This is a genomic window from Micromonospora sp. URMC 105, assembly GCF_051386295.1.
In the GTDB taxonomy this organism is placed as follows: domain Bacteria; phylum Actinomycetota; class Actinomycetes; order Mycobacteriales; family Micromonosporaceae; genus Micromonospora.
Window position 1 is genome coordinate 44,174 of sequence record NZ_JBPQTL010000011.1, and the last position, 21,564, is coordinate 65,737.

Below are 21,564 nucleotides of genomic sequence, written 5' to 3' on the forward strand. Positions count from 1 at the left end.
GCGACCCGTCGATCCACCGGCGGCAGCCGAGCCACGCGTGCCGTCACCCGGAGCGGAACGCCCGAGATCTGTGTCGGTACGGAGGATTGGCGGTCAGATTCCAGTTGGTAAGGATTGCGCCCGTGGTGTTGTTTCTGACCGACCTGGATTCTCGTGCTCGCGTGAAGGGATCGCGGGACGGCCTCGGTGCACAGGCTGTCTGGTCAGCGACGGGACGGCCACTCATCGGCAATCTCACCACCGTCACGGACTCGCTCCCGGGCTTCACCACCTTGCTCGTCGGGCTGCGACTGGCCGAGCTCGCCAGTGCGGACGAGTTGGACAACACGACGAACGTCTTCCTGATCTGGGAGCAGATGGCGGCGTACGTGCGGCATGTCATACGCGAAGATCGGGGCTTCTTCGGCCAGCAGCGGATCGCTGCGCGGACGGCGAAGGCTGGCGGCAATGGCGGCAAGGTTCACCTGTCGGCGCAGCCAGAGCACCAGATCCTGAGCAACCAGAGAACGGACGGGTTGCTCGGCAACTACACCGCCCCGGCACGGGCCTCCGGGCTCGTCGCGCCGGGAAGCCCCGCGCGTCTCACCCCTGAAGCACTCGCCTTTGTGGACACCGTCTACATCCCGCGACTCGAATCCGGGTGGGGCCACGACGCCCGTCACCTCGTACGAGAGCTGCGGCGGGATCGGATCGTGTTCGACCTTGGCGCGAACCAGAAATGTGAGTCGGTCGCGAGTATCTTCAGCCCGGCGATGTCGCAGCAGGAGGTCGACTTCTACCGGTATCACCTGGTTGAAGGAGGACCAGTTGATCCGACCGAAGGGCGGCAGCGGAAGCTCGCCACGCTATTCGAGGCCAGACCATATAAATCCGCGTGGCCCTCGCGGCCGTACCTGATGGCAATCGCCGACGACGCTGAATCGCGCGGTTGGAGCGACATTGCCGACCTGGTGCGCCGGGTCATGGCCTGCGAGTCTGTGCTCGCGCCGGCGTCACTGCTCTTCAACTACCTGCTTGGACGGAACGGTGCCCACCTCGACACCGTCGTGGCTGACCTTCGATCGTCCTGGGGCGACCGCCTCGACTCGATCGATCCGCTCGCGGTATCCGCCCTGCCCGGCCAGGAATGGCCACGCATCGCCGAGGCGCTCGCCCACGGAAATTATCCGCAGCTCGTCAGGACGTTGGCCGAGCGCAACGCCACGGTGATGCGGGAGCGCGGTGGGGCACTCGCCTGGCTGGAGGTGACCGAGCAGGACCAACTGCGAGTGCGGTTCCGCGACGAGCCGGCCGACCTGCCCACTGGTGACGAGATCCGGAAGCTGTGGTGGTTCCCGTACTTCATCCCGTCACTCGTGTCCATGCTGGCGGCGATCGGGAAGGGTGACGCGTGAGCGAGGGCATTCCCCGGGCGGTACTCACCGAGGCGCTGCGCGCGCAGATCAACGGCCGTGAGGTGCTGGCCGCGGTTTTCTGCACGTTCCGCTTCGATCCCGGCTTCTTCGAGCGGGAGATCCTCCCGGCTCTCTTCGACCTCCAACTGCACCAGGACCCGCAGATCCGGCGCGTCCAGCTCGAGGAGGCGCTACGCCCACTTGCCGGTCGCGTCGCCGTCTACTACGACCCTGGCGCGATCGTGACGGGTGACGGAACGGCCTGCCTGGACGTCCGTCGAATCCCGGTGCGGCCCCGCACCGGCTACTTCCATCCGAAGAACGCGTTCATCCTCGTGCGGGACACGTCGACGCAGGAACGGTCGCTGGTCGTGCTCGCCGGGTCGGCGAACCTGACCCAGGCGGGCTGGTGGGAGAACGTCGAGTGCGCCCACTTGGAGGAGATCGCCGAGTCCGGCCGGTCGCGGACCGCACCGGAGATCCAGCGATTCCTCAGCCACCTGCGGACCATGGCGAAGAACTTCGACACCCACGCAGCTCTGGACGACATCCACGGCGTGCTTCGTACCGTGCAACCGATCGTGCACCGCACGGCGAACGGTCGGCTGCACCCGCACTTCCTCTTCAACGGGCGGCGCGGTGCGCAGTCGCTGGTCGACCAGCTCGACACCGCCGCCGGCCAGTGGCTACGTCACGCCGACCTGGAGGTGCTCTCCCCGTACCTCGACGATGCGGACGCGTCGGTGCCGCTCGAGACCTTGATCGACCGTTTTCAACCGGGAAGGTGGCGGGTGCTGCTGCCCGAAGAGGGCGGTCTCGCGCGGTGCCGTCCGGAGCTCTACGACTGGGTGCGCGAGCGAGGCGGCGAATGGGGGCGGCTGCCCAAGGCGATTCTCGCGCGCGGCGGCAAGCAGGCGGCGGGAGCGGCGCACCGGACCGTGCACGCGAAGGTGTACCGCTTCTTCACCAAGGACTGGGAGATCACGCTCGTCGGGTCGTTCAACCTCACCCGCCCGGCGCACTCGGGCAGCGGCAACGTCGAGAGCGGAGTGCTGTCGGAGGTGGCCGTCGACCGGCGGCCGCGGTTCTGGCTTGAGGCGATCGAGGAACCACCGCCGTTCGCCCAGCCGGTCGGCGAGGACGACGACGTCGACCAGGGTTACGTGCCGCTGCTGGCGCGGTACGACTGGGCGTCGGGGCAGGCCGAGGTCCTGTGGGACGGTGCGAGCGACAGCCCGCCCATCAAGGTGTACGACCGCGGTGTTCACCTCTTCGAGGTCGGCCAGCTGGAGCGAGCCGGCTGGACGTCGCTGTCCGGCGACGACGCGGCGATCCTGCGCGAGCGGCTGCGCGAGACCAGCTTCCTGACCGCAGTCACTGGTGACCAGCGCGGGATCGTCCTCGTCCACGAGACCGGCATGGCACACCGCCCGTCGATTCTGCTCGACCTGAGCCCGGCCGACATCCTCCGCTACTGGTCGATGCTCACCGCGGAGCAGCGAAACGCCTACCTGTCCGAGCACGGCGAGGCGCTGCGCGGACCCGGAGAGGGACTGTCGGCGGAGTCTCGACCAGATACGATCTTCGATCGCTTCGCCGGGATATTCCACGGGTTCGCGTCGCTGGGTCGCGCCGTGCGCGACGCCCTCGACGAGGAACGGGTCGAGGAGGCTCGGTTCCGGATGTTCGGTGCCAAGTACGATTCCCTGCCCGTCCTCGTCGAGCAGATGGCGAACGAGACGGCGGGGGATCCGCTGGACCGGTACCTCATGGTGCTCTGCGCGGGACAGCTCGCCGACCGCGTACGCCGCGACTTCCCCGCATTCTGGGCGTCGGATCCGGCCGGGGTTTCCCGCCTGGAAGAGGCGCTCACCGTGCAGGCCGTCCTGCGAGAGCTGCTCATCGCGCGTAACGACGCCGAGATGGCGGAGTTCCTCGACTGGTACGAGCCCCGGTTCCTGGCCGAGACGGCGGTGGTGACGGCATGATGATCACTGTCGACACCGCAGCGCAGCTGTTGGACTTCGACCGGATGATCCACAATCCGCAGCTGGCGAGGGATCAGCTCCACGGGGCCGTCGCCCTGCACAACATCCTGGAGCGCCATCGTGTCGCCTACCTGGCCGACGAGGTCGGCATGGGCAAGACGTACGTGGCGCTCGGCGTCGTCGCCCTGCTGCGCCACTTCACACCGGACCTGCGGGTGCTCGTCATCGCGCCGCGCGAGAACATCCAGCAGAAGTGGCAGCGGGAGCAGGGCCTCTTCACCAAGAACAACGTGCGCCTGGACGACCTGCGGGTGCGGATGCCGGGCGGGCTGCCGGCACGCCCGCGCGTGCACTGCCGGAGTTTGATCGAACTGTTGGAGGAGACCGCAGTCGGCCCCGACCGCGACTTCTTCGTCCGGCTTCCCAGCTTCAGCCTGCCCATGCGTCGTGACGCCCAGCAGCGCCGCAACCTGCGTGACCGGCTCTGCGCGCAGGTGCCGTGGCTTCCCGACGACCTGGTCGACCTGCGGGCCAACGCGGACGTCATCAAGGACCGGTTCGCGCAGGCGATCAATGCCGCTCTGCCCCACTTCGACCTCGTGATCGTGGACGAGGCACACAACCTCAAGCACGGTTGCGGCCCACAGTCGTCCTCCCGAAACCGGGTGCTGGCCACCGTGCTCGGCCGCGACCGTGCCGACGTCGAACCGAAGCTGCGCGGGAAGTACGGTCGGCGGGCCGGCAAGGTGCTGCTGCTGTCCGCGACGCCCGTCGACGACGACTACCGGCAACTGTGGAATCAGCTCGATGTCTTCGGGCTCGCGGAGCCCTTCCGGCCGCTACGGAACCCGGACGCCAGCGAGCAGCAGCGGCGGGAGGTGGCAGGGGAGTTCCTTCTCCGCCGGGTGACATCGCTGCAGGTTTCCGGGCAGCAGTTGACCAAGAATCTCTACCGGCGGGAGTGGCGCGGAGGAGGCGTCGCCGAGCACGATGAGCCGATCCGGATAACGGACGACCGGCAGCGACTGACCGTCGCGCTGGTCCAGAAGAAGGTGAGCGAACTGCTCGACAACGAGCGGTTCGGCACCCGGTTCCAAGTCGGCATGCTGGCGTCGTTCGAGTCGTTCCTCGAAACCAGCGCCGCGAAGAAGCCGACCGCAACGGAAGACCCGGACGACATTCCGGACGAAGCTGTCGAGGGGAACTTCGACGACGCCGGGCAGGCCACAGACGCGGTCGAGCGGCAGGGCATCGACGTGCCGATGCTCAACGACCTGGCCCGCGACCATTTCCGGCGGTTCGGCCGCGAGTTGCCGCACCCGAAGATGGACGCCCTCGTCCGTACCCTCGCCACGTCCTGGCGCGACGGCCGCAAGGGGTTGGTCTTCGTCCGGCGGGTGGCGTCGGTCGCCGAACTGAAGCGCAAGCTCGACGACGAGTACAGCGACTGGCTTATCGACCGACTACGCAACCGGTTGCAGGAGCGGCATCGGCCGGCATTCGAAGACGCCGTCGACGAGTTCCGCCGACAGCGCTCGCTGCGCGACTCGGCCGCCCCCACAATGGTCGATCAGGTCCGGGAGGACGATGACGCCGGCGGCCGAGACACGTTCTTCGCATGGTTCTTCCGAGGTGCCGGACCCATTGGCATCGTCAGCGGAGCGACCGTCCAGGGGCGGTTCCGCAACCAGAGCGGCGCGCTCGGCACCTTCTTCGACGACAACCACGTCATGGCGCTCCTCGGTGCCGGCCCGGGACAGGTCGGGGAATTGCTGGCGTGCGCGCTCGGCCAGGAGCGGGACAAGGTTGACCGGCTCATTCGGGAGCACTCACGTCACTATCTGACCGAGGCGAAGCAGGCGACCCGCGCCGCGCGGTTCGACGCTGTCCAAGCCGCCGCGCTCGAACTGCTCGCCCACCACGAGGGGCCACACCGGGAACGTGCCGAGGTGATCTGGCGTGAGTTGTACCGCCCGGAGAAGCGCGGCGCCGTGTCGGCGGAGGCGGACCCGGATCTGCTCGAGACCACGACCTTCTTCACCGAGCTTCGCCGGCGGGAGCGGCTGCGTAGCCTGATCTGGCCGGAGCCCACCGGGGCCGACCTGGGCGAGTCGTTTCGCGAGCAGTATCTTCGCGCACAGCTCCTCTCTGCCGCTGGCCGCCTCGGGCACGCCTTCCTCGACCTGTACGCGGTGGTCACCGACCACCTGCCAACGCTGGAGCCTTCCGCCGCGATCGACCGGCCGGACGTGGCGATCACCGCATACCTCGAGGAACTCGAAAGCCAGGCAGCGGCCTCACCCGGCACCCGACAGTGGGCAGGGTTGGATGAACTTGCCGCCTTGGCCGAGCACTACGAGCTCGTCCTCGATACCAACCTGCCCGATGCGAGGCAGGTCGATCTGCGAGAAGCACGCGCTCTTGTCAGCCGACTCTTCACCGCGCAGGAGCCCGTCGCCGGCATGTCCGGCCGGGTCAACAGGCGCCACGTGCACCAATTCCGTCTCCCCGGTTATCCGCTCGTGCTGATCTGCACCGACCTCCTTCAGGAAGGGGAGGATCTGCACACCTTCTGCTCCCGCGTATACCACTACGGTCTGGCCTGGACCCCGTCGGCGATCGAGCAGCGGATTGGGCGGATCGACCGGGTGCGGTCCGAGAGCGAGCGTCGGCTGACGGCCCTGGACCGTGCGGACGGCGACGACCGGCTGCAGGTGTACTACCCCCATCTCACCGACACCGTGGAACGCCTGCAGGTCCGTCGGGTACTGCGCAGGATCAACGATTTCCTCCGGCTGATGCACGAAGGCTTGATCTTGCCGACCACCGGCGACGGCCACCTCGACGTCAGCCGGGAGGCACTGGCGGATGAGGACGTCCCACCGCCGCCGGCCGAACCGCTCCGGACCTCCTTTCCGGTACGCCCGGAGCACCTCGACGGGCAGGACCGGCCGCTGGCGGTGGACGAGACGAATGCCATGGAGCAGTTCGAGCGCTTCAACGGGCTGGCACGCGCGGTCCTGCCCGACCTCGCGGTCGAGTGGGAGCGGAACCAGCCCGGCGACGGCGGGCTCCTTGGCACGGTCGTCTTCGCCGGCGGGCGGCAGCAGCCGTTCAGTCTGCAACTGGAACGGGAAGGCTCGCACCTCGTCGTCCGGTGTGTCAGCCCAATCGGGCGGATCAGCACCGCGGACCAGTGGGATGATCTGGCGAGGTGGTCGGCCGGCATACCGGCGCGGCTCGGCACCGTCGAGGCCCGCGGCGGCAGCTACGACGTCACCGTGGAGGAGGATGTCCTGCTCACCGAACCGGCGTACGACCCGCCTCGGGTCGGGGCGCTGATCCGGCGGGTCACGACGCTCGCTGATGGGCTCGAACGGGAGCATCTTCCCGAACGCGATCGACTGCTCAAGGAGTTCAGGGCGGAGTTGGAGCGGGATGTTCGGCATGCGCGATGACTGGCGTCGGCTCTGCGAGACCGATGACATGCGGCCAAAGGGAAAGCAGGTGAGAGTTTCCTTCGCCAATGGCCGCTCACATTTCGTACACGTACACGACGGCGCGGAGGGGTATCTCCTCACCGCTGTGGTCGCCGGAGCTGACATCGTCGGGCAGTGGGACCGCCTGTATCGGGAGGCCTGGGAGAGGAACCGCCACAGCCGGCTGGTGGGCTTCCGGGTCGACGCGGACGGTCGGATGATCGCCCACGGGTGGACGCCGAAGGACGGACTCACTTCGGACGTCTTCCAAGCGCTAGTTCGCGCCGTTGCCCGCGAGGCGGACCGTTACGAGTTCCAGTTAACAGGTGCGGATCGGCGGTAACGGCCGCCTCCGGATTGATGCGAGCACCTGCGGCTACAGTCGCTGCCCGCCGTCAGCAGGATGCCCTCGTTGAGCCGGCCGCTGATGTCCCGCAGACGCGGGAGCCGGTCCCCGCGATCAGCGTGGTGGCGTCCGAAAAGATCCGCAGGGCCCCCGTTACATCGAAGGCGATGCCCATTTCCTTCGCGGGGAAGCTCGCCCACGGATGACTGTATGAGAGCGGTCGCAGAGGTCCGTGCTTCGTTGGTAGCTGGCCGCACGCAAGCCTCTCCCGATCCATTGCAGCTACAGGCGGCATTGCGGATCAGGGGATCCGCGGATGAACGACGGGTCAGCACATGAATGGCCGGATGGAGCACTGATGATCACGAAGGGATGACCCCTGACCTGCGATCCGGCCCATAGACTTGCGCCACATTAGCCAGGTTCGGCCCTGGCTTCTTCCTACCGACAAACTGCGGACGCCAAGGAGTGCCTGCTCGGTGATGCCCCTCTCGTCGCCTGGTGATGTGACCTTCGGCTACTTCCCCGACTACGAGCGGACCGATGTCGCCCTTGACCGGGGTCGGTTCGCGCGCGCGCTCGTCCTGGACGCGCCCGTGCGGTCGCTCGCCGATCAAGTGGGCGAGTGCCGGGTGCTGTGGCACCCGGAGGTGGAACTCCCCGAGGGCGTCTACTGGTTCCAAGGGGTGGACGACGGCCCGATCATCCTGCAGGTCGCAGCAGCCGGTGCATTGCCGGGCGGCGCCATGGTGGAATCGCCTTACGGTCTCGACGCCGAGCATCCGCTGCTCGCCGCGTGGGGCTGGGTGGAGGAGCTGTGGCACAGGGCCGCGAGGGTCCCTGCCCCGCTCTTCGCGGTGAACGAGGCCGCCATCACTCACCCCGGTGGGGTGGACGTGGTGGTGCGTGACCGCAAGTTCCTCCGCGAGCATTGGTCCTACACGGTGATGGTTGAGGGCCGCCAGCAGGACGTCGTGGAGTCGCGGCTGCGGCCACGTCCGCAGATTGACGCCCCGCCCACGTGGGTGACCCGCGAGCCGACCCCGGCGAGCAGGTTCGGTGCCACGCTCACCCGCGCCAAGCTCCTGGGCAAGTTCGCCAACACGCTCTTTTCGTTCCGCGCCACGCGGACGACGTTCCGGCCATACCAGTTCAAGCCGGTGCTCAAGCTGCTGCAGACCGGCAAGGCGAGGCTGCTCATCGCTGACGAGGTGGGCCTGGGTAAGACCATCGAGGCAGGCCTTATCTGGACCGAGATGGAGGCCCGCGGAGAGGCCGACCGGGTTCTGGTCGTGTGCCCGTCGAGCCTGGTGGGCAAGTGGAAGCAGGAGATGGAAGACCGCTTCGAGTTCGAGCTCACGGAGCTCGATAGTGCGGGCTTGAGGTCGTTTCTCCAGCGCCACCAGCAGAACCGGTTGCCTGGCCGCCATGCCTACATCTGCAGTCTGGAACGTCTGCGTACGTGGGGTGGGCTGGAGGATCTGCGGGCCGTGCCGCCCGAATTCGATCTGGTGATCGTTGACGAGGCGCACTCCATGCGTAACCAGGACACCAAGAGCTACGCGCTCGGCACGGAGCTGGCGGACTGGTCCGCGAACCTGGTCTTCCTCACGGCGACGCCGATCAACCTGCGCGAGCAGGACCTGCTCAACCTGCTCGAACTCCTCGTCCCCGAGGACTACGGGAGCAGCCTGGACCTGCAGCTACGGCTGGAGCCCAACCGTGTCATCAACGCCGTCACCGCGCGCCTTGTCGAGAAGGGGGTCCGCAGTCGGGAGCTGCTCGCTCAGCTCGATGAGCTCAGGACCTCATCGCTCGGTGGCGCGCTCATGCGGCGGCCCGACTTCGGGCTCCTGCGTGGCGTGCTGGCCAAGGACGAGCTGACGCCGCGCGACATTGTCGACGCCAAGCGCTACCTGGCCGGGCTGAACACACTCTCCACCGTCATCACGCGCACCAAGAAGGTCGAGGTCGACGACCGAAAGGCCAAGCGCACCGAGGACCGGCAGGAAATTGAGTGGCTCAACGCGGAGTCGGCCTTCTACAAGGAGTACGTCCAGTGGTGCGTAAACCGGGCCGCAGCGATGGACAGCAACCTCTACTTTGCGATGCAGATGCCGCTACGCCTGGCCAGCGCATGCCTGCCCATGGCGCGTCAGGCGGTGCTCAACCCGGATGCCTTCGGCGACATCACCGACGCCGACTCGGACACCACCGCCTACCGGCTCGAGCCGCACGGCGCCCTCGTCGCGGCCGCCAAGCGCCTCCCCGAGCACGTTGACACCAAGTTCGACAGGCTGCGGGCGGTGCTGCGAGGGCTGCACCAGCAGGAGCGTCGAGCGCTGCTCTTCACACACTCCCGCCCAACCCTGGCCTACCTCGCCGACCGGCTCGGCACCGAGTTCAAAGTCGCGGTCATGCACGGCGGCGTCAGCCGCGAAGCGCGGCGCCAGATCATGACCGATTTCCGTGCCGGTGGCTATGACTTCGTGCTTGCCAACCGGGTGGCCAGCGAAGGTCTGGACTTCGAGTTCTGCTCGGCGGTGATCAACTATGACCTGCCGTGGAACCCGATGGAGATCGAGCAGCGCATCGGCCGCATCGACCGGATCGGACAGAAGGAGGAGACGATCCTCGTCGTCAATTTCGTCAACGAGGAGACCATCGACGAGCGCATCCTTGCCCGCCTGCTGGATCGCATCGAGATCTTTGAGTCGTCCATCGGTGCACTGGAGCCCATCATCTCGGCGCAGGCGCCGAGGGCGCTGCAGGCCGGCTTCGACTTCACCCTGACGCCAGCTCAGCGGGAACAGAAGCTGCACGAGGCGCTGACTGCCATCGAGGAGCAGCGCGCCGGCCTGCAGGACGTCACGGACGCGTCGAACGCGCTGCTGGTAAGCAATGACGTCGACGTCGCCGGGCTCGAGGACGACCTGGTGAGGACGGGCCGCTACATCGGGCAGCGCGAGCTTGCGCTGCTGCTCGACGACTGGGCGCGCACCGATGCCGCGACCGGCGTGAAGGTCGCGCCCAACGGCCTCACCCTGGAACTACGTGGGAACGCCGCCATGGCCGCCCGCGTCGACGATCTCGCCAAGTCCTCGCAGCGCTCACGCACCGAGACGCGGGCGATCTCTGCACAACTGCGCAACGAACTGCCGCTCACGCTCGTCCTCGACCAGGAACACGCCCGCACCAACGGCGGCACCCTGCTCACCGCCACGAGCCCGCTCACTATGGCGGCGGCGGCGATTCCCGGTCATCGGCAGGCGCGCTTCGCGTCGCTAAGAATCACGGGCGACCCGGACAAGGTCGCCCCCGGCGCCTACGTCGTCGTGCTCGCGACGGCCGCGACCGCTTCCCCACGTGGTGACGAGATTTGGGGCGCCGCGGTCACCGATGCCGGGCGCAATGCCGGCGACGGACCGGTAGACGCCCTGCTGGCCGCGCTGGCGGAGGGAAAGCTCGTCGACGCGCCGTTGCCCACCATCGACCGGCTCCCCAGGCTCGCCGAGCGCGCGACGGACCGCCTGCACCTGCGCCACCTTGACGAGCAGGCCCGGCGGGACGGTGAGTTCGCGGCGCTGCAGGAGGCGCGGATCATCACGGTCACCGCCCAGCACCAGCGGAAGCTGGCGACGATCCGCAAGCGAATCGAGACTGCCCTGTCCCGCGGCCGCGGGCACAGCGCCGTCGCGGGATTTCGAGGCCAGGAGCGCCGCGCGAAGGAAAAATTCGCCGCATTGCTGGAAGACATTCGCACCGCGAGCCAACCGGAGATCCGGCTGGAGCCGCTCGCCGCATGTGTTGTCCAGATCGTCAACGGGACGGAGAAGGGATGACCCTGGGTAGGAAACAGCTCGATCTCGAAGACGAGCGGACCGCGCAGAAGCGCTACCGCCGCAAGGTTCAGGAGCGGGCCAGCCAACCCATCACGCATCAGGGATCGCGCAACAACTTCTGGACAGGCACCGGCTTGCCGAACAGCCCTGTCATGCCGTTCGGCTCTCTCGTCGGTCGCGTGGCCCTCGGCGAGGCGGACGAGGAAATTCTCGACGGGCACGGCGACTTCTATATCGGCGAGACCTACGCCAACCTCGACGGCGTCTACGTCTTCAGCTGGGCCGCCCCCGTCGCCTGCACGTTCTTCCGCGGGTCCCGTCACCACGAGTTGTGCAACGAGGTCGCCGTCATCCGCGCCTTCGAGCACCGGGGCGACGACATCGTCGACTTCCACGACGAGCCGGTGTGCGACGACGTCCCGGCGCACCCCTTCCGCAAGCGCGCACTGACCGTCCCCACCGCGCCGAGCCGAACGCTCCGCCCACCCGCAGCGCCCCGGCCCCCGACGCCACCGGCACCCACACACTCCCCACCGGCGCAGCCGACGACACCGCAGAAGCCAGCAGCGTCCGCCCCGACCGCCGGCTCCACACCGCCAGTACCTCACCAACGCAACTCGCCCGCGGCCGTGTTTTCGGCTGATACCGCCGCAGCCCCTTCGGCGCAACCCGTACGCCCAGCCTTCCCGGCCGGGCGGCCCAAGGATCCGCCCTCGCGCCCGGGTGCCCAGTCCGGACCCCCCACGCGGCCACCCGTGCGTGCGGAGAATCTGCTGCGCGCACGGCTCGCTGCGCCGCGCACCAAGAGCCTCGCCCCCGTGCTCGCCACGCTCCAGCCCGACCAGTACGACCTTGTCACCGTGCCGGCGATGGACAGCATGATCATCGAAGGCCAGCCCGGCACTGGCAAGACCATCGTCGCCTCCCACCGGGCGGCCTACCTTGTCAGCGACGACACTCCAGAAGAGAACACCCTCGATGGCGACGTCCTGATCGTGGGACCGACCAGTGGCTACTCTCGGCACGTACAGGCGGTGATCGACCGGCTCACCGGCGGATCGGAGCGCGTCCGGGTCCTCTCGCTGCCAGAGCTGATGCTGCACATACTCGGCATGGGAAGTGAGCCCCGGGGCACGATCTCCCGGTCCTGGCAGGATGTCGATCAAGAACTGGCCATGTTCGTGCGAGCCACGGTCACGCGGCTGAAGGCCACCGGCACGAAACCGACATGTGACGATGTCTACGATCACGTGCGCCGAAACGGCAGCAGTGAATCCCCAGTGACGCGAGACCCGGAGTGGGACGCCTATCTGCGCAGGCTCCCACCGACCCGGGACGCCCTCACCATGCGAGCGCACACCCCTTTGCTCGCGACCATCCAGTGGGAGGTCGCCAAACCACGCGACCTCGTAGGCATCGAACACATCATCGTCGACGAGGCCCAAGACGTGACGCCGCTGGAGTGGCTCCTGCTGGCGTCGATGAACGAGGCGCACGCGTGGACACTCATCGGCGACCTCAACCAGCGGCGCTCCGACCACACCCTGGCGTCGTGGGCACAAGTCCTGGGTCTGCTCGCCATCCCCTACGGCGATCCTCCGGTGCGCCGGCTCGAACGGGGCTACCGGTCCACCCGACCGATCCTCGAATACGCCAACCGGCTTCTCCCCGCTGCGGAACGCGCGGTCCTGGCCTTTCAGGAGGAGGGGCCCGAGCCGACCGTCGAGAAGTGCCAGCAGTCGGGCCTGCCTGCCACGGTGATCCGCCACCTGAGCCGCCTGCAGTCTTCGTATCCTCAGGGCACCCTCGCCATCATCACCGCCGACCCGAAGGCAGTGGAGACCATGCTGCGGCTGGCGGGTTGGGCGAAGTCCCGAAGCGACCGCTTCACCTGGGAGCACTCGGGCCGCGAGGTTGTCGTTGCCCACCCGGACACCGCCCGCGGGTTGGAGTTCGACGCTGTCGTCGTGGTCGAGCCCGCTGACTTCCCACAGAACCTCGGCCGGCAGGGGCCGCTCTACACGGCACTCACCCGGCCGAACCGCGAGCTGGCCGTCCTGCACACCAAGCCGCTGCCCGAGCGGCTACGGAAGAGGTAGCAACCCTCGCGCCGTTAGTTGCTGTCGTCCGGCGCGCCCGTGCTGCGCGCTCACCGTATCCGCCCTGGTGCACAACACCGGGTGCCGCACGGGGACGCGGACCTGCCGCAGCCGCGCTCCGCGACAGACGACGAGCTGTCGCCGACGCGCCCGATGCTGGCCGCCGAGCTGTCACCATCGCGCTTCGCCGCAGACGATGAGCCCCTCCTCGGCGCGTCGCCAGCACTCGTCACCGGGCTCGTCGCTGCGTCCGCGCCGCCGGAGGTGACGGCCACGACAGCGACAGAGACGGGCACCGTCGCGGTCAGTCCGTTCGTTCCATTCCTGCCGACCATGCTCGGCGACCAGGCCGACCTCGACCTGCTCGGCCCGACCAGCGGGTGCGCAATCTGATGCGGACCGCGCTCCGCGAAATCATTGAGGCGGAGGGGCCCGTCAGCAGCACCGGCTCGCCCGCCTGGCCCTCGCCCGGTTCGCTTCCTCCGGACCAGGGAGGACCGCCGCACCGCCGTGCTCGCGCTGGTCGACTCCCGCCGGTTGTGCGCGCACCCGACCGTGAGCCGATACGCCTGGCCCGATAGGGCTGACCCGCAGACGTACCGCGCGTATCGGGTCATCCAGGCGAGCAACGACCGGGCGTTCGAGGAGGTGCCGCCCGAGGAGGTGGCCAACGCCTTCGTACACGTGCTGCAGGACGTACCGAGCATGGACGAGGAGCGGCTGCTGCGCGCCGGCCTGGAGCGGCTCGGCTACCGTCGGCGCACCGACAAGCTTGACAAGCTGCTCCGGTACGGACTGCACGTCGCCGTGACCAGCGGTCGTCTTCTCTATGCCCAGGAGGGACGCCTCACCCTCGGCTGACGAGCGTCACCAGGCTCAATTTCCCCTCTTGCTTGCACCTGTCCCGATCGATCTGGGCTCCGGCGTTACGTCACAAGGCGGTAGTCGGGTATTCCGCGGTTGCGGGCCTCGGCCGGTTCGTCCGTCGAGCGGGCGGTGACTCCGCCGGGGATGAGGGCTCGCGACACGTAGATCCCCTCGAGGCAGGTGTCGCACCAGAACGAGGCGTAGCCGTGTCCGGCGGCGGGTCGTGCCGTGAAGACGATCCGGAGCGTCCGGTGGCCGCAGTTCGGGCAGGCAAGATCGGACGCCGCCGGCAGCGCACGGTACACGACGTCGTAGGCCGTCAGCCATTCATCGAACGTTGCCATCAGCGCGCTCCCTCCGGCCTGACCGAGTGGTTGGTCCACCACTGTTCCTCATGCGCATAGGCCCGATCTTCGAAGGCGTCGATATCGCGACGGGTCGCCGGGTAGGGACGTCCCTCGCGTAGTTCGGCGACATGGAATCGCTCATGCTCGAGCGTACGGGCCAGATCCTCTTCGCTGCGGAAGGCCTCTCGGCAGAGCATGACCGACTCGTCGGGTTTGGTCAGGCCGCAAACCCCCGAGACGCGGTTGTTGATGGTGACCTGGATGTCCGAGATGTCGATTCCGTACTTGGCTGCGATGCTCTCCACTGACCCCAGGTTCATCGGCACTCGAGGACCAGTCCCTCTGCCACGAACCCTACTGAGGCTGTCCGGGTCCACCTCTGTTCGCCGTAGCCGCCCGAGTGCCTGCTTGAGCTTCTCGATGAGGTCACCGAGTCGGCGGACTTCTGGGATGAGGCGGCGCAGGCTGGCCAGCAGACCGCGCAGGAGCTTCGCGATCCGCGCACCCCAGCTGGCCACCAGCGTGGTGACCTGCTCCACCACCAGCGGCGCGGCGAACCCGCCGGTGATGACCAGTTCGCCTGCGTACACGATGAGGCGGGAGACGCAGGTGGCGATGGCGTCGCGGACCAGCAGCCTGACGGCGGCCACCAGACCGGCCGCCCCCTCGGTGATCGCGGCCAGGGTGTCCGCGCCCTGGGCGAGGCCGATGATGGCCTGCTGCTGCTCGGCGGCCCAGGTCCGGTAGGCGGGGCCGGCGCTGCCGCCCCATCCAGCGACATCGTTGGCGACAGCGCGGGCAAGCTCGGCGGCGTCATCGCGAAGTGACCCGGCGACGTTGCGCCAGGTCTGGGCGTGGGCGGTGATCTGTGCCGGGTCGCCGGCGAGCCAGTCGAGGGCTTCGCTGAGGGGTTTGACGTGCTCGATGAGCCAGGCAATGCCGTACTGCAGGAGTGCGCCGACCGGGTCGGAGACGAAGGCGAGCGCGTCGAGACCGGCACTGACCACGCCGAGACTGCCGTCGATCCAACTGCCGGTGCGGATGCCCTGGGCGATGAGTTCGATGTCCTCGCAGATCCAGACTCCCGCCCACGGCGTAGGGGCGGTGTCGGCCGCGGTGGCCACGAGGGGATTGGCCGTCACCCCCGGCCCCCGGCTTGGCGGAGCTGCCGCTCAACGTGGTCGTCGGTGCGCCGGTAGTTGTCTGCGCTGGTGCGCAACCGGCCGGCGGTGTCACGTACCGACCAGGCGGCGATGCCGATGCCGGCGACGAGGGTCCGCTGGAGGCCGTCGAGCAGCACCGGCACGATGACGCACAACTGCCCGTACGCGCCGTCGCTGAGCTGGATGTGCTGGCCAGCTTGCTTGGCGGTGTCGAGACTGTCGGCGCTGCGGTCGAGGCGCGCCGCGTGCCGGGTCAGGTCGTCGGGGTCGACCAGGATGCCGTCACGCATGGGCCTCGCCCGGGTCCGGCCGCAGGCGACTGCGGTACGACTCGACGATGGCCTGGCCGGTGGGGTCGTCTTGGTCGAGGGTGCCCGCGGTCGCCTCGGTGACCTGCCGGAGCAGGTCGGCCCGGGCGGCGCTAGTGATCTCCAGGATCAGTTGGGCGGTGTGCGCGGCGGGGTGCTGCCGGATTCGTTCGTCGAGCCGCAGGCCAGACAGCGCGCCGGTGGCATCGACGGTGACGGTGACGGCTCGGTCGGCGCTGGTGGCGGTGCCGGTCAGCGCCTGGACCCGCGCCGACAGGCTCTGTGCCCGCTCCGCCCGCTCGGCCAGGTTGGACTCCCACTGGTGGAGCCGGCGATCCGCTGCGTCGAGCGCAGCCTCATCTGTCCACATATGAGCCTCCGTGAACTCCTGCCGGCGCGAACCGTCGTCACGTTACCAACCGGTGGCGCTCCGTGCGCGCCCCCCGATGCCGGCTGGGAAGGTCCCGCATCCGGCGGCGAATCAAGAGCCCGTCACGCCGTGATCGTCATCGGCCAGTCGGTGGGATGGGTGCCGGCCGCGGCGACGAACGTCGACCAAGCCGAGGGCGGAAAGGTGAGTGTGGCACCGGCCGGGTCCTTCGAGTCGCGGACGGCGACGATGCCGGGGAGGTTGTCGGCGACCTCGACGCAGTTGCCGCCGTTGCCGCCGCTGCGGGTGCTCTTGCGCCACACGGCGCCGGTCAGGTCAGTCATGCCGCAGCTCCCCGATGATCGTCTTGATCATGTCGGTCGATTGTGCCTCATCGAGCGCGAGCGCATCCAGACTCTTCCAGGCCGCCCGGTACGCAGCCAGCTCGTCGGGCTTGTCGAGGTACAGCGCCCCGGTCAGAGATTCGCTGTAGGCAACCGATGGCTCAGGCGCGGCTCGGCCGCCCTTGGTCGCTGGGAAGTCGAGGATGACGAAGGAGCCGGCGACCGCTCCGGAGTGTGGACCGGCGGCAAAGGGCAGCACCCGCACGGTGACGTTGGGCAGCTCGGCCGACTCCAGTAGTCGACTGAGCTGCCCGATCATCACGCCTCGGCCGCCGACGCTGCGGCGGAGCACCGCCTCCGACAGAATCGCGTCGAGCTGCGGTGGCTGGGGGAGCCGTCGAGTGAGCAGCCCTTGACGTTGCAGCCGCACCTCGACCGCCCGCTCGCGCTCGTCCTCGCTTACCGAGGGACGGTCGAGTCGGGCGAGCCCGAGTGAGTACTGGCGGGTCTGGAGCAGTCCGGGGATCAGGGTCTCCTCGTACTGGCGTAGATGCGCGGCGGCGGATTCCAACCCCACGTACAGCTCGAACCAGCTCGGCACTGCGTCCCCGTACGCGTGCCACCACCCCTTGGACTTGGTCTCCGCCGCCAGCCCCCGCATCGCCTCGGTCATCTCCGGCGACACGTGGTACAGCTCGCACATCGCCTTGACGTCGAGCACCCGCACCGGCCCCAGGCCGCTCTCGATGCGCCAGATCTTCTGCCGGCTGTATTCCAGGGCTTCCGCGGCGGCGTCCAGGGTCACCCCGGCTTCGGTGCGGAACTGGCGCAGCAACCGCCCGAGCTGCCGCCGGGGCACGGTCGATCCGACGTCCTCTGTCACCCGAGCACTCCCTGATTCCATTCCGCAACACTGCGTAGCGCGACCACGTAACTCATATCGGTTGCAGTAAAAGAAGTCAATGCTCGAACCAAGAATTCTGCTATGGAACGTTGCGTCTCCACTGCGCACTGTCACACGATGACTACCAAGTCCTGGTGCCGTACCGCTGATCGGAAGCTGCGGTGGCAGGGCGGGGTGGGTCCGCGCGTGCGGGGAGGGCGAGTGGCCCCACCCCTTCCATCCGACAGGAGAGGCAGGCAGCAGATGAGCGTCCGCAATCAACGGCCGACCTACGGCGAGGTGCCGTACACCCCGCTGCTGCCGTGGCAGGTGCGTGAGCGCCGCTTCAAGCCGGCCGGGTTCGGACGCCGCGGCCTCGAGCCCGACCACGTGTACGCCTTCCTCGACCGGGTGGCCGTCGACATGGCCGCCGTCTACGCGGCCCTGGCCGCGAGCCGACGGGAAGCCGCCTGTGCCAGGGACGCGCTGCGTCGCCAGCAGAGCGACCACGCCGATCGGGGATCCGAGGCATGACTCAGCGGTACGTCATCCATCTGCCGGTCGTCGCCACCGACCTGCCCGCCGCACAGCGCCTGGCCCGGGTGATCGGCCGGTGGCTGCTGGTGCTGCCGCAGACCGACCCCGGGGAGACCACCGTCTCCGCCGAGGACCACCAGAACGTACGTCATCGGGTCTTCTGCGACCTGCTGATGCCCGGCGGCCGACGCTGCCTGCTCCGCGCCGACCACGACGGTCCCTGCGCCCGTCGCCTCCGCCGCTGACAACACGAGCGTGTCGGCGCTGATGTTCCGCCTGATGTTCGTGGCCCTGTTGCTGCAGACCCCGCCGCGCCTTTTGCCTCTCCGACCCAGAGGCGGCTTGCCACTTCACGGTGGTGCGCTCCTGGCCTGCCACGGCGCTGCGCGGTTTCGGGGTGGAAGCCGAAGTGGTCGAGGTGCCAACGGAGGTGAGTTCGGCAATCTCGCTGCCCAGCAGCGTCAGCATGTTGAGCGCTGGGGATCCGGCTTCCTGCGCCGCCTACCCGGCGAACACCATCCTCGCGGGGAACTCACCGCTGGACCGCCAAAGACTCACGATCTTTGCAGTAATGGCGCTGGCGGCCGAGTTGAAATCGCCATCCTCGACACGTGCCTCAAGAGTGCTGGGATCGATCACGAGGATCCGATCGAACCCGTCCTCGAACCCGAATTCGTACCGGACCTCGTTCGTGCCGGCTTCGATCAGCCGGGCAGCCACCACCATCCCCATGGCACCAACCTCCGAAATCTCCGCGTAGGTCGGACCGGGGACCGATTCCTCCCAGTTGGATCCGCGGTCGGCCCGAGGCGTGCCCCCCAGGCCACTCACGATGACGAAGGGCGCGTCCCGAGATAGTTCTGACGGTTGCCGTCCATGCGCCCTCCGGACCACTCCTGGGGTACGTCAGCAGTCGTAGCGGTGCTCGCGGAGCAGCCGCCGTACCGTCTCCGGATCGGGACTCTTCCCGCCCCAGCCCTCGACATCCTTGTCGTTGACCTCCTCGATGTTCCAGTGGTCTCCGCGCAGGCTCCCCGACGAATGCGCGGGGTGCCGGAGGGTGACCTCGCAGGTGGCGGGGTCGGCGTCGGTGTTCGCCGACCAGGTGAAGTTGTAGGCGACGGTGCGGGTGCGCTTGCGGTTCTTACGCATGTCCGTCCTCGTCTCGGGGGACACCGTCACCGAGTCGAATCCCGCCTTGGTCAGCTTCCTGACGTACTCCTTCTCCGCGTCCCCGTCGCTGCCGCAGCCCGTGAGCGCCACGAGGGCGATGGCGATCACGACGGGACTGAACTTCCTGCTTCTCACCTGGTCTCCTGCTGGGTCCATCTGTTCTCGGGGTGGGCTGCCGTCCGTGATCGATCACCCGGACGGCAGCGCCATCACGGTAGGAGGTGTCAGCAACGGTCCCGCGCGCCTCGGTGATTCGCCCGATGGGGGTGAGGCAGGGTCACCCCCCGCGCCAGGAGGCTGTCGAGGTACCAGTTCGCTCGGCACCCGGTCAGCGAGGTGCGCGATCGCGCGCACTGAGGTCAGGGGGTCGTAAGTGACGGTGCGACGGCGATCGGGCCGGAGAGGAGAATCAGGTGGAATACCAGGACTTCATCAACGCAGTGGCCACACGGGCAAAGATGTCGACCGATGAGGCGGCGACGCTCACCCGCGCCACGTTGCAGACGTTGGCAGATCGGATCAGCGCCGGCCAGGCGGAGAACCTTGCCTACCAGCTTCCCGAGGGGCTCGACGATCACCTGCGCCAGCCGCCGCCGCACCGAAGGAAGGAACCGGCCAATTCCTTCGGGCTGGACGAGTTCGTGCGGCGGGTGGCGGACCGCCCGGCCATCGATCGTGAGCGCGCCGGTGCCGGGGTCAGCGCGGTGCTCACCACGCTGCGTGAGGCTGTTTCTCGGGACCAGTTCGAGGACGCGCTGGCCCAGCTTCCGAAGGAGTTCCAGCAGGTGATCGAACCGGTGGGTGCCCGTGGCGGGCAGCGCCCCGGCTCGTAGCCCGCGCAGTTGCGCGAGAGGGAACGAGTCACGAACGCCGCGACGCGCCGCGACTGGTCCGGAAGGGGAACTGGTGAACTACGCCGAATTTCTCGAAACGGTGGGGAAGCGGGCCGGAATGCCGGCGCCGGAGGCGGCGAACGCCGTCGGAGCCACGCTGACGACCTTGGCGGAACGGGTCAGTGGCGGCGAGGCGCGGCACCTGGCCGCGCGGCTCCCTGAGGAGTTGCGCGGGTACCTGCACAAGAACGTGGACTTCGCCGAACAGCTGGACCTCGTGGAGTTCCTCAACGAGGTGGGGGTCCGCGCCGGAACGGATGACGACCGGAGCGCCGAGGTTGCCCGGGCCGTGTTGACGACCCTGCGCGAGGCAATGAACGCCGAGGACCTCAAGGGCCTGGAGTCCGAGCTACCGAAGGACATCCGGCGGCTGCTCCATCCGGTGGACCGCCGCATCGCGGGCTGAACCCGACCACGTCCAGGCCTGATCCACGGGTGCGCGGGTGGCGGCAAAACAGCCCGGACCGGCGCTCACCCAGGCGGCTCGGCCGCCGCGGACCACGCCGACCAGCCGGTGACCGCTACCGCGATCACCGGTCCGGCCGGTGGCCGCTGGACGTACTGGGGGTACTTGTCGGCCAGCGCCGCGCGGGCCGTGGCCTCCTCCGTGCGGTCCTCGACCAGCCGGCCGTGCCCGTCCAGCCGGACCCACCACAGCCGCGACCAGTCCTCGTCGTACTCGTCGACCAGCAGGCAGGCCTGCCCAGTCGCCCGGAGGTTCTCCAGCCGGCGCAGCCGCCGGTGGCGCTTGGGCTTCTCGTCCACCGCGTGGTAGACGACATCGTCGAGCAGAACGAAGCACACGGGCACCAGGTGGGGACGCCCATCCGCGCCGACCGTGGCCAGCCGGGCCACCCTGGCCGCCCGGACCCGATGCCGGATGTCGTCGGCGGGCACGGCCCGACGGTAACAGCCGGCACCGGTCGTGGTGACCGGTTGCGGCCCGTGGGGGTGTGCCGGCTCCGCAAGCGGGTACGCCCTGCCGATCGGATCCGGGGGAGGCGTGATGGCCGGCGAGGCGCCCGACTACTTCCAGCCCGAGGGCGGGGTGGTGCTCACCCACCTGCTCATCGTGCGGGACGTGGACCGTTCCCGCGAGTTCTACCAGCGGGTGCTCGGGGCGACGGTGGTGCGGGAACGCCAACCGGCGATCCTGCGCTTCCACAACAGCTACATCGTGATCAACAGCGAGGGCGGTCCGACCGACGACAAGCCGGATGTGCAGGCCCAGGCGCCGCGGGATTCGCGCACGCTCAGCGGCGCGATGAACATCCGGGTCACCGACGTCCGGGCCGTTCATGAGCAGTGGCGGTCCCGGGGCGGGGAGTTCCTGACCGAGCCGAAGGACCACGGTGGCGAGATCCGGTGCTACCTGCGCGACCCGGACGGCTATCTGATCGAGCTTGGTCAGGGCACTGGGATCCTCGCCGAGATGGGTCGTGCCACGACCGCCTGAGCGTGAAGTGCGCCCGCCGCCCGTTGCCCCTGGTCAGGGCCGGGCCGGCCATCGTGATCGGGCCTCTGGTGGGTC

The 21,564-nt window shown here is 68.5% G+C and carries 22 protein-coding genes; 13 read left to right on the forward strand and 9 right to left on the reverse strand.

Translation table 11 applies throughout. The features are described from left to right. Positions 1-122: 122 nt before the first annotated feature. The 8 genes from ACSNN7_RS06315 (at position 123) to ACSNN7_RS06350 (ending at position 14,009) form a co-directional block, all read left to right on the forward strand. Positions 123-1,394: a hypothetical protein gene (locus ACSNN7_RS06315; protein WP_436679691.1), complete on the forward strand. Its 1,272-nt coding sequence runs from the start codon at positions 123-125 to the stop codon at positions 1,392-1,394. Further along, positions 1,391-3,382, forward strand: coding sequence for a hypothetical protein (locus tag ACSNN7_RS06320; RefSeq protein ID WP_436679692.1), 1,992 nt, complete (start codon positions 1,391-1,393; stop codon positions 3,380-3,382). Before ACSNN7_RS06315 ends, ACSNN7_RS06320 begins: the two co-directional genes overlap by 4 nt. Continuing rightward, the gene (locus tag ACSNN7_RS06325) at positions 3,379-6,840 is read left to right on the forward strand and encodes a DEAD/DEAH box helicase family protein (protein WP_436679693.1); all 3,462 of its coding nucleotides are present in this window, start codon (positions 3,379-3,381) and stop codon (positions 6,838-6,840) included. Before ACSNN7_RS06320 ends, ACSNN7_RS06325 begins: the two co-directional genes overlap by 4 nt. Continuing rightward, positions 6,830-7,204, forward strand: a complete 375-nt coding sequence (locus ACSNN7_RS06330) for a YbjN domain-containing protein (RefSeq protein WP_436679694.1) — start codon at positions 6,830-6,832, stop codon at positions 7,202-7,204. Before ACSNN7_RS06325 ends, ACSNN7_RS06330 begins: the two co-directional genes overlap by 11 nt. Before the next feature lie 509 nt (positions 7,205-7,713). Further along, positions 7,714-11,049 (forward strand): DEAD/DEAH box helicase, encoded by a 3,336-nt coding sequence (locus ACSNN7_RS06335; protein WP_436679695.1) that lies wholly within the window; start codon positions 7,714-7,716, stop codon positions 11,047-11,049. After that, positions 11,046-13,148, forward strand: a complete 2,103-nt coding sequence (locus ACSNN7_RS06340) for an AAA family ATPase (RefSeq protein WP_436679696.1) — start codon at positions 11,046-11,048, stop codon at positions 13,146-13,148. Before ACSNN7_RS06335 ends, ACSNN7_RS06340 begins: the two co-directional genes overlap by 4 nt. Before the next feature lie 81 nt (positions 13,149-13,229). Beyond that, the gene (locus tag ACSNN7_RS06345; protein ID WP_436679697.1) at positions 13,230-13,541 is read left to right on the forward strand and encodes a hypothetical protein; all 312 of its coding nucleotides are present in this window, start codon (positions 13,230-13,232) and stop codon (positions 13,539-13,541) included. Positions 13,542-13,703: 162 nt separating this feature from the next. Continuing rightward, positions 13,704-14,009, forward strand: coding sequence for a hypothetical protein (locus ACSNN7_RS06350; RefSeq protein WP_436679698.1), 306 nt, complete (start codon positions 13,704-13,706; stop codon positions 14,007-14,009). A gap of 65 nt (positions 14,010-14,074) precedes the next feature. Here ACSNN7_RS06350 and ACSNN7_RS06355 read toward each other — a convergent pair whose 3' ends face one another. The 6 genes from ACSNN7_RS06355 to ACSNN7_RS06380 form a co-directional block, all read right to left on the reverse strand. Continuing rightward, on the reverse strand, positions 14,075-14,359 hold the full coding sequence (locus tag ACSNN7_RS06355; protein ID WP_436679699.1) for a hypothetical protein: 285 nt from the start codon (positions 14,357-14,359) through the stop codon (positions 14,075-14,077). Next, complete coding sequence (locus ACSNN7_RS06360) at positions 14,359-15,486, reverse strand: WXG100 family type VII secretion target (RefSeq protein WP_436679700.1); 1,128 nt, start codon at positions 15,484-15,486, stop codon at positions 14,359-14,361. The genes ACSNN7_RS06355 and ACSNN7_RS06360 overlap by 1 nt, the downstream gene beginning before the upstream one ends. 14 nt (positions 15,487-15,500) lie before the next feature. Further along, complete coding sequence (locus ACSNN7_RS06365) at positions 15,501-15,815, reverse strand: type VII secretion target (RefSeq protein WP_436679701.1); 315 nt, start codon at positions 15,813-15,815, stop codon at positions 15,501-15,503. Further along, the gene (locus ACSNN7_RS06370; RefSeq protein ID WP_436679702.1) at positions 15,808-16,203 is read right to left on the reverse strand and encodes a YbaB/EbfC family nucleoid-associated protein; all 396 of its coding nucleotides are present in this window, start codon (positions 16,201-16,203) and stop codon (positions 15,808-15,810) included. The genes ACSNN7_RS06365 and ACSNN7_RS06370 overlap by 8 nt, the downstream gene beginning before the upstream one ends. Positions 16,204-16,325: 122 nt before the next feature. Further along, positions 16,326-16,547: a DUF397 domain-containing protein gene (locus tag ACSNN7_RS06375; protein ID WP_436679703.1), complete on the reverse strand. Its 222-nt coding sequence runs from the start codon at positions 16,545-16,547 to the stop codon at positions 16,326-16,328. Beyond that, on the reverse strand, positions 16,540-17,430 hold the full coding sequence (locus ACSNN7_RS06380) for a helix-turn-helix domain-containing protein (RefSeq protein ID WP_436679704.1): 891 nt from the start codon (positions 17,428-17,430) through the stop codon (positions 16,540-16,542). Before ACSNN7_RS06380 ends, ACSNN7_RS06375 begins: the two co-directional genes overlap by 8 nt. A gap of 264 nt (positions 17,431-17,694) precedes the next feature. On the opposite strand from ACSNN7_RS06380, the gene ACSNN7_RS06385 reads away from it, so the two are divergent. Continuing rightward, positions 17,695-17,964, forward strand: a complete 270-nt coding sequence (locus ACSNN7_RS06385) for a DivIVA domain-containing protein (RefSeq protein ID WP_436679705.1) — start codon at positions 17,695-17,697, stop codon at positions 17,962-17,964. Beyond that, complete coding sequence (locus ACSNN7_RS06390) at positions 17,961-18,212, forward strand: hypothetical protein (protein WP_436679706.1); 252 nt, start codon at positions 17,961-17,963, stop codon at positions 18,210-18,212. The genes ACSNN7_RS06385 and ACSNN7_RS06390 overlap by 4 nt, the downstream gene beginning before the upstream one ends. A gap of 256 nt (positions 18,213-18,468) precedes the next feature. Here ACSNN7_RS06390 and ACSNN7_RS06395 read toward each other — a convergent pair whose 3' ends face one another. Together ACSNN7_RS06395 and ACSNN7_RS06400 are read right to left on the reverse strand one after the other, a co-directional pair. Beyond that, positions 18,469-18,699: a hypothetical protein gene (locus ACSNN7_RS06395; RefSeq protein WP_436679707.1), complete on the reverse strand. Its 231-nt coding sequence runs from the start codon at positions 18,697-18,699 to the stop codon at positions 18,469-18,471. A gap of 174 nt (positions 18,700-18,873) precedes the next feature. Further along, complete coding sequence (locus ACSNN7_RS06400; RefSeq protein ID WP_436679708.1) at positions 18,874-19,275, reverse strand: hypothetical protein; 402 nt, start codon at positions 19,273-19,275, stop codon at positions 18,874-18,876. A gap of 278 nt (positions 19,276-19,553) precedes the next feature. Between ACSNN7_RS06400 and ACSNN7_RS06405 the strand changes: the two genes are divergently transcribed. Continuing rightward, entirely contained in the window at positions 19,554-19,973 is a 420-nt protein-coding gene (locus ACSNN7_RS06405; RefSeq protein ID WP_436679709.1) for a DUF2267 domain-containing protein, read from the forward strand. Between the two features lie 73 nt (positions 19,974-20,046). Further along, entirely contained in the window at positions 20,047-20,439 is a 393-nt protein-coding gene (locus tag ACSNN7_RS06410; protein ID WP_436679710.1) for a DUF2267 domain-containing protein, read from the forward strand. Positions 20,440-20,504: 65 nt separating this feature from the next. Here the strand turns inward: ACSNN7_RS06410 and ACSNN7_RS06415 are convergent, their stop codons facing one another. After that, positions 20,505-20,930: a TIGR03668 family PPOX class F420-dependent oxidoreductase gene (locus tag ACSNN7_RS06415; protein WP_436679711.1), complete on the reverse strand. Its 426-nt coding sequence runs from the start codon at positions 20,928-20,930 to the stop codon at positions 20,505-20,507. Positions 20,931-21,039: 109 nt separating this feature from the next. On the opposite strand from ACSNN7_RS06415, the gene ACSNN7_RS06420 reads away from it, so the two are divergent. Next, positions 21,040-21,489, forward strand: coding sequence for a VOC family protein (locus ACSNN7_RS06420; RefSeq protein ID WP_436679712.1), 450 nt, complete (start codon positions 21,040-21,042; stop codon positions 21,487-21,489). Positions 21,490-21,564: the final 75 nt, after the last annotated feature.

Excerpts from the sequence above, each read along its gene's own strand:
- ACSNN7_RS06365 (WP_436679701.1), bottom strand. The coding sequence starts at position 15,815 with ATGCGTGACGGCATCCTGGTCGACCCCGACGACCTGACCCGGCACGCG.
- ACSNN7_RS06395 (WP_436679707.1), bottom strand. The coding sequence starts at position 18,699 with ATGGGGATGGTGGTGGCTGCCCGGCTGATCGAAGCCGGCACGAACGAG.
- ACSNN7_RS06385 (WP_436679705.1), top strand. The coding sequence starts at position 17,695 with ATGAGCGTCCGCAATCAACGGCCGACCTACGGCGAGGTGCCGTACACC.
- ACSNN7_RS06420 (WP_436679712.1), top strand. The coding sequence starts at position 21,040 with ATGGCCGGCGAGGCGCCCGACTACTTCCAGCCCGAGGGCGGGGTGGTG.
- ACSNN7_RS06325 (WP_436679693.1), top strand. The coding sequence starts at position 3,379 with ATGATGATCACTGTCGACACCGCAGCGCAGCTGTTGGACTTCGACCGG.
- ACSNN7_RS06355 (WP_436679699.1), bottom strand. The coding sequence starts at position 14,359 with ATGGCAACGTTCGATGAATGGCTGACGGCCTACGACGTCGTGTACCGT.
- ACSNN7_RS06330 (WP_436679694.1), top strand. The coding sequence starts at position 6,830 with ATGCGCGATGACTGGCGTCGGCTCTGCGAGACCGATGACATGCGGCCA.
- ACSNN7_RS06370 (WP_436679702.1), bottom strand. The coding sequence starts at position 16,203 with ATGTGGACAGATGAGGCTGCGCTCGACGCAGCGGATCGCCGGCTCCAC.
- ACSNN7_RS06390 (WP_436679706.1), top strand. The coding sequence starts at position 17,961 with ATGACTCAGCGGTACGTCATCCATCTGCCGGTCGTCGCCACCGACCTG.
- ACSNN7_RS06375 (WP_436679703.1), bottom strand. The coding sequence starts at position 16,547 with ATGACTGACCTGACCGGCGCCGTGTGGCGCAAGAGCACCCGCAGCGGC.
- ACSNN7_RS06340 (WP_436679696.1), top strand. The coding sequence starts at position 11,046 with ATGACCCTGGGTAGGAAACAGCTCGATCTCGAAGACGAGCGGACCGCG.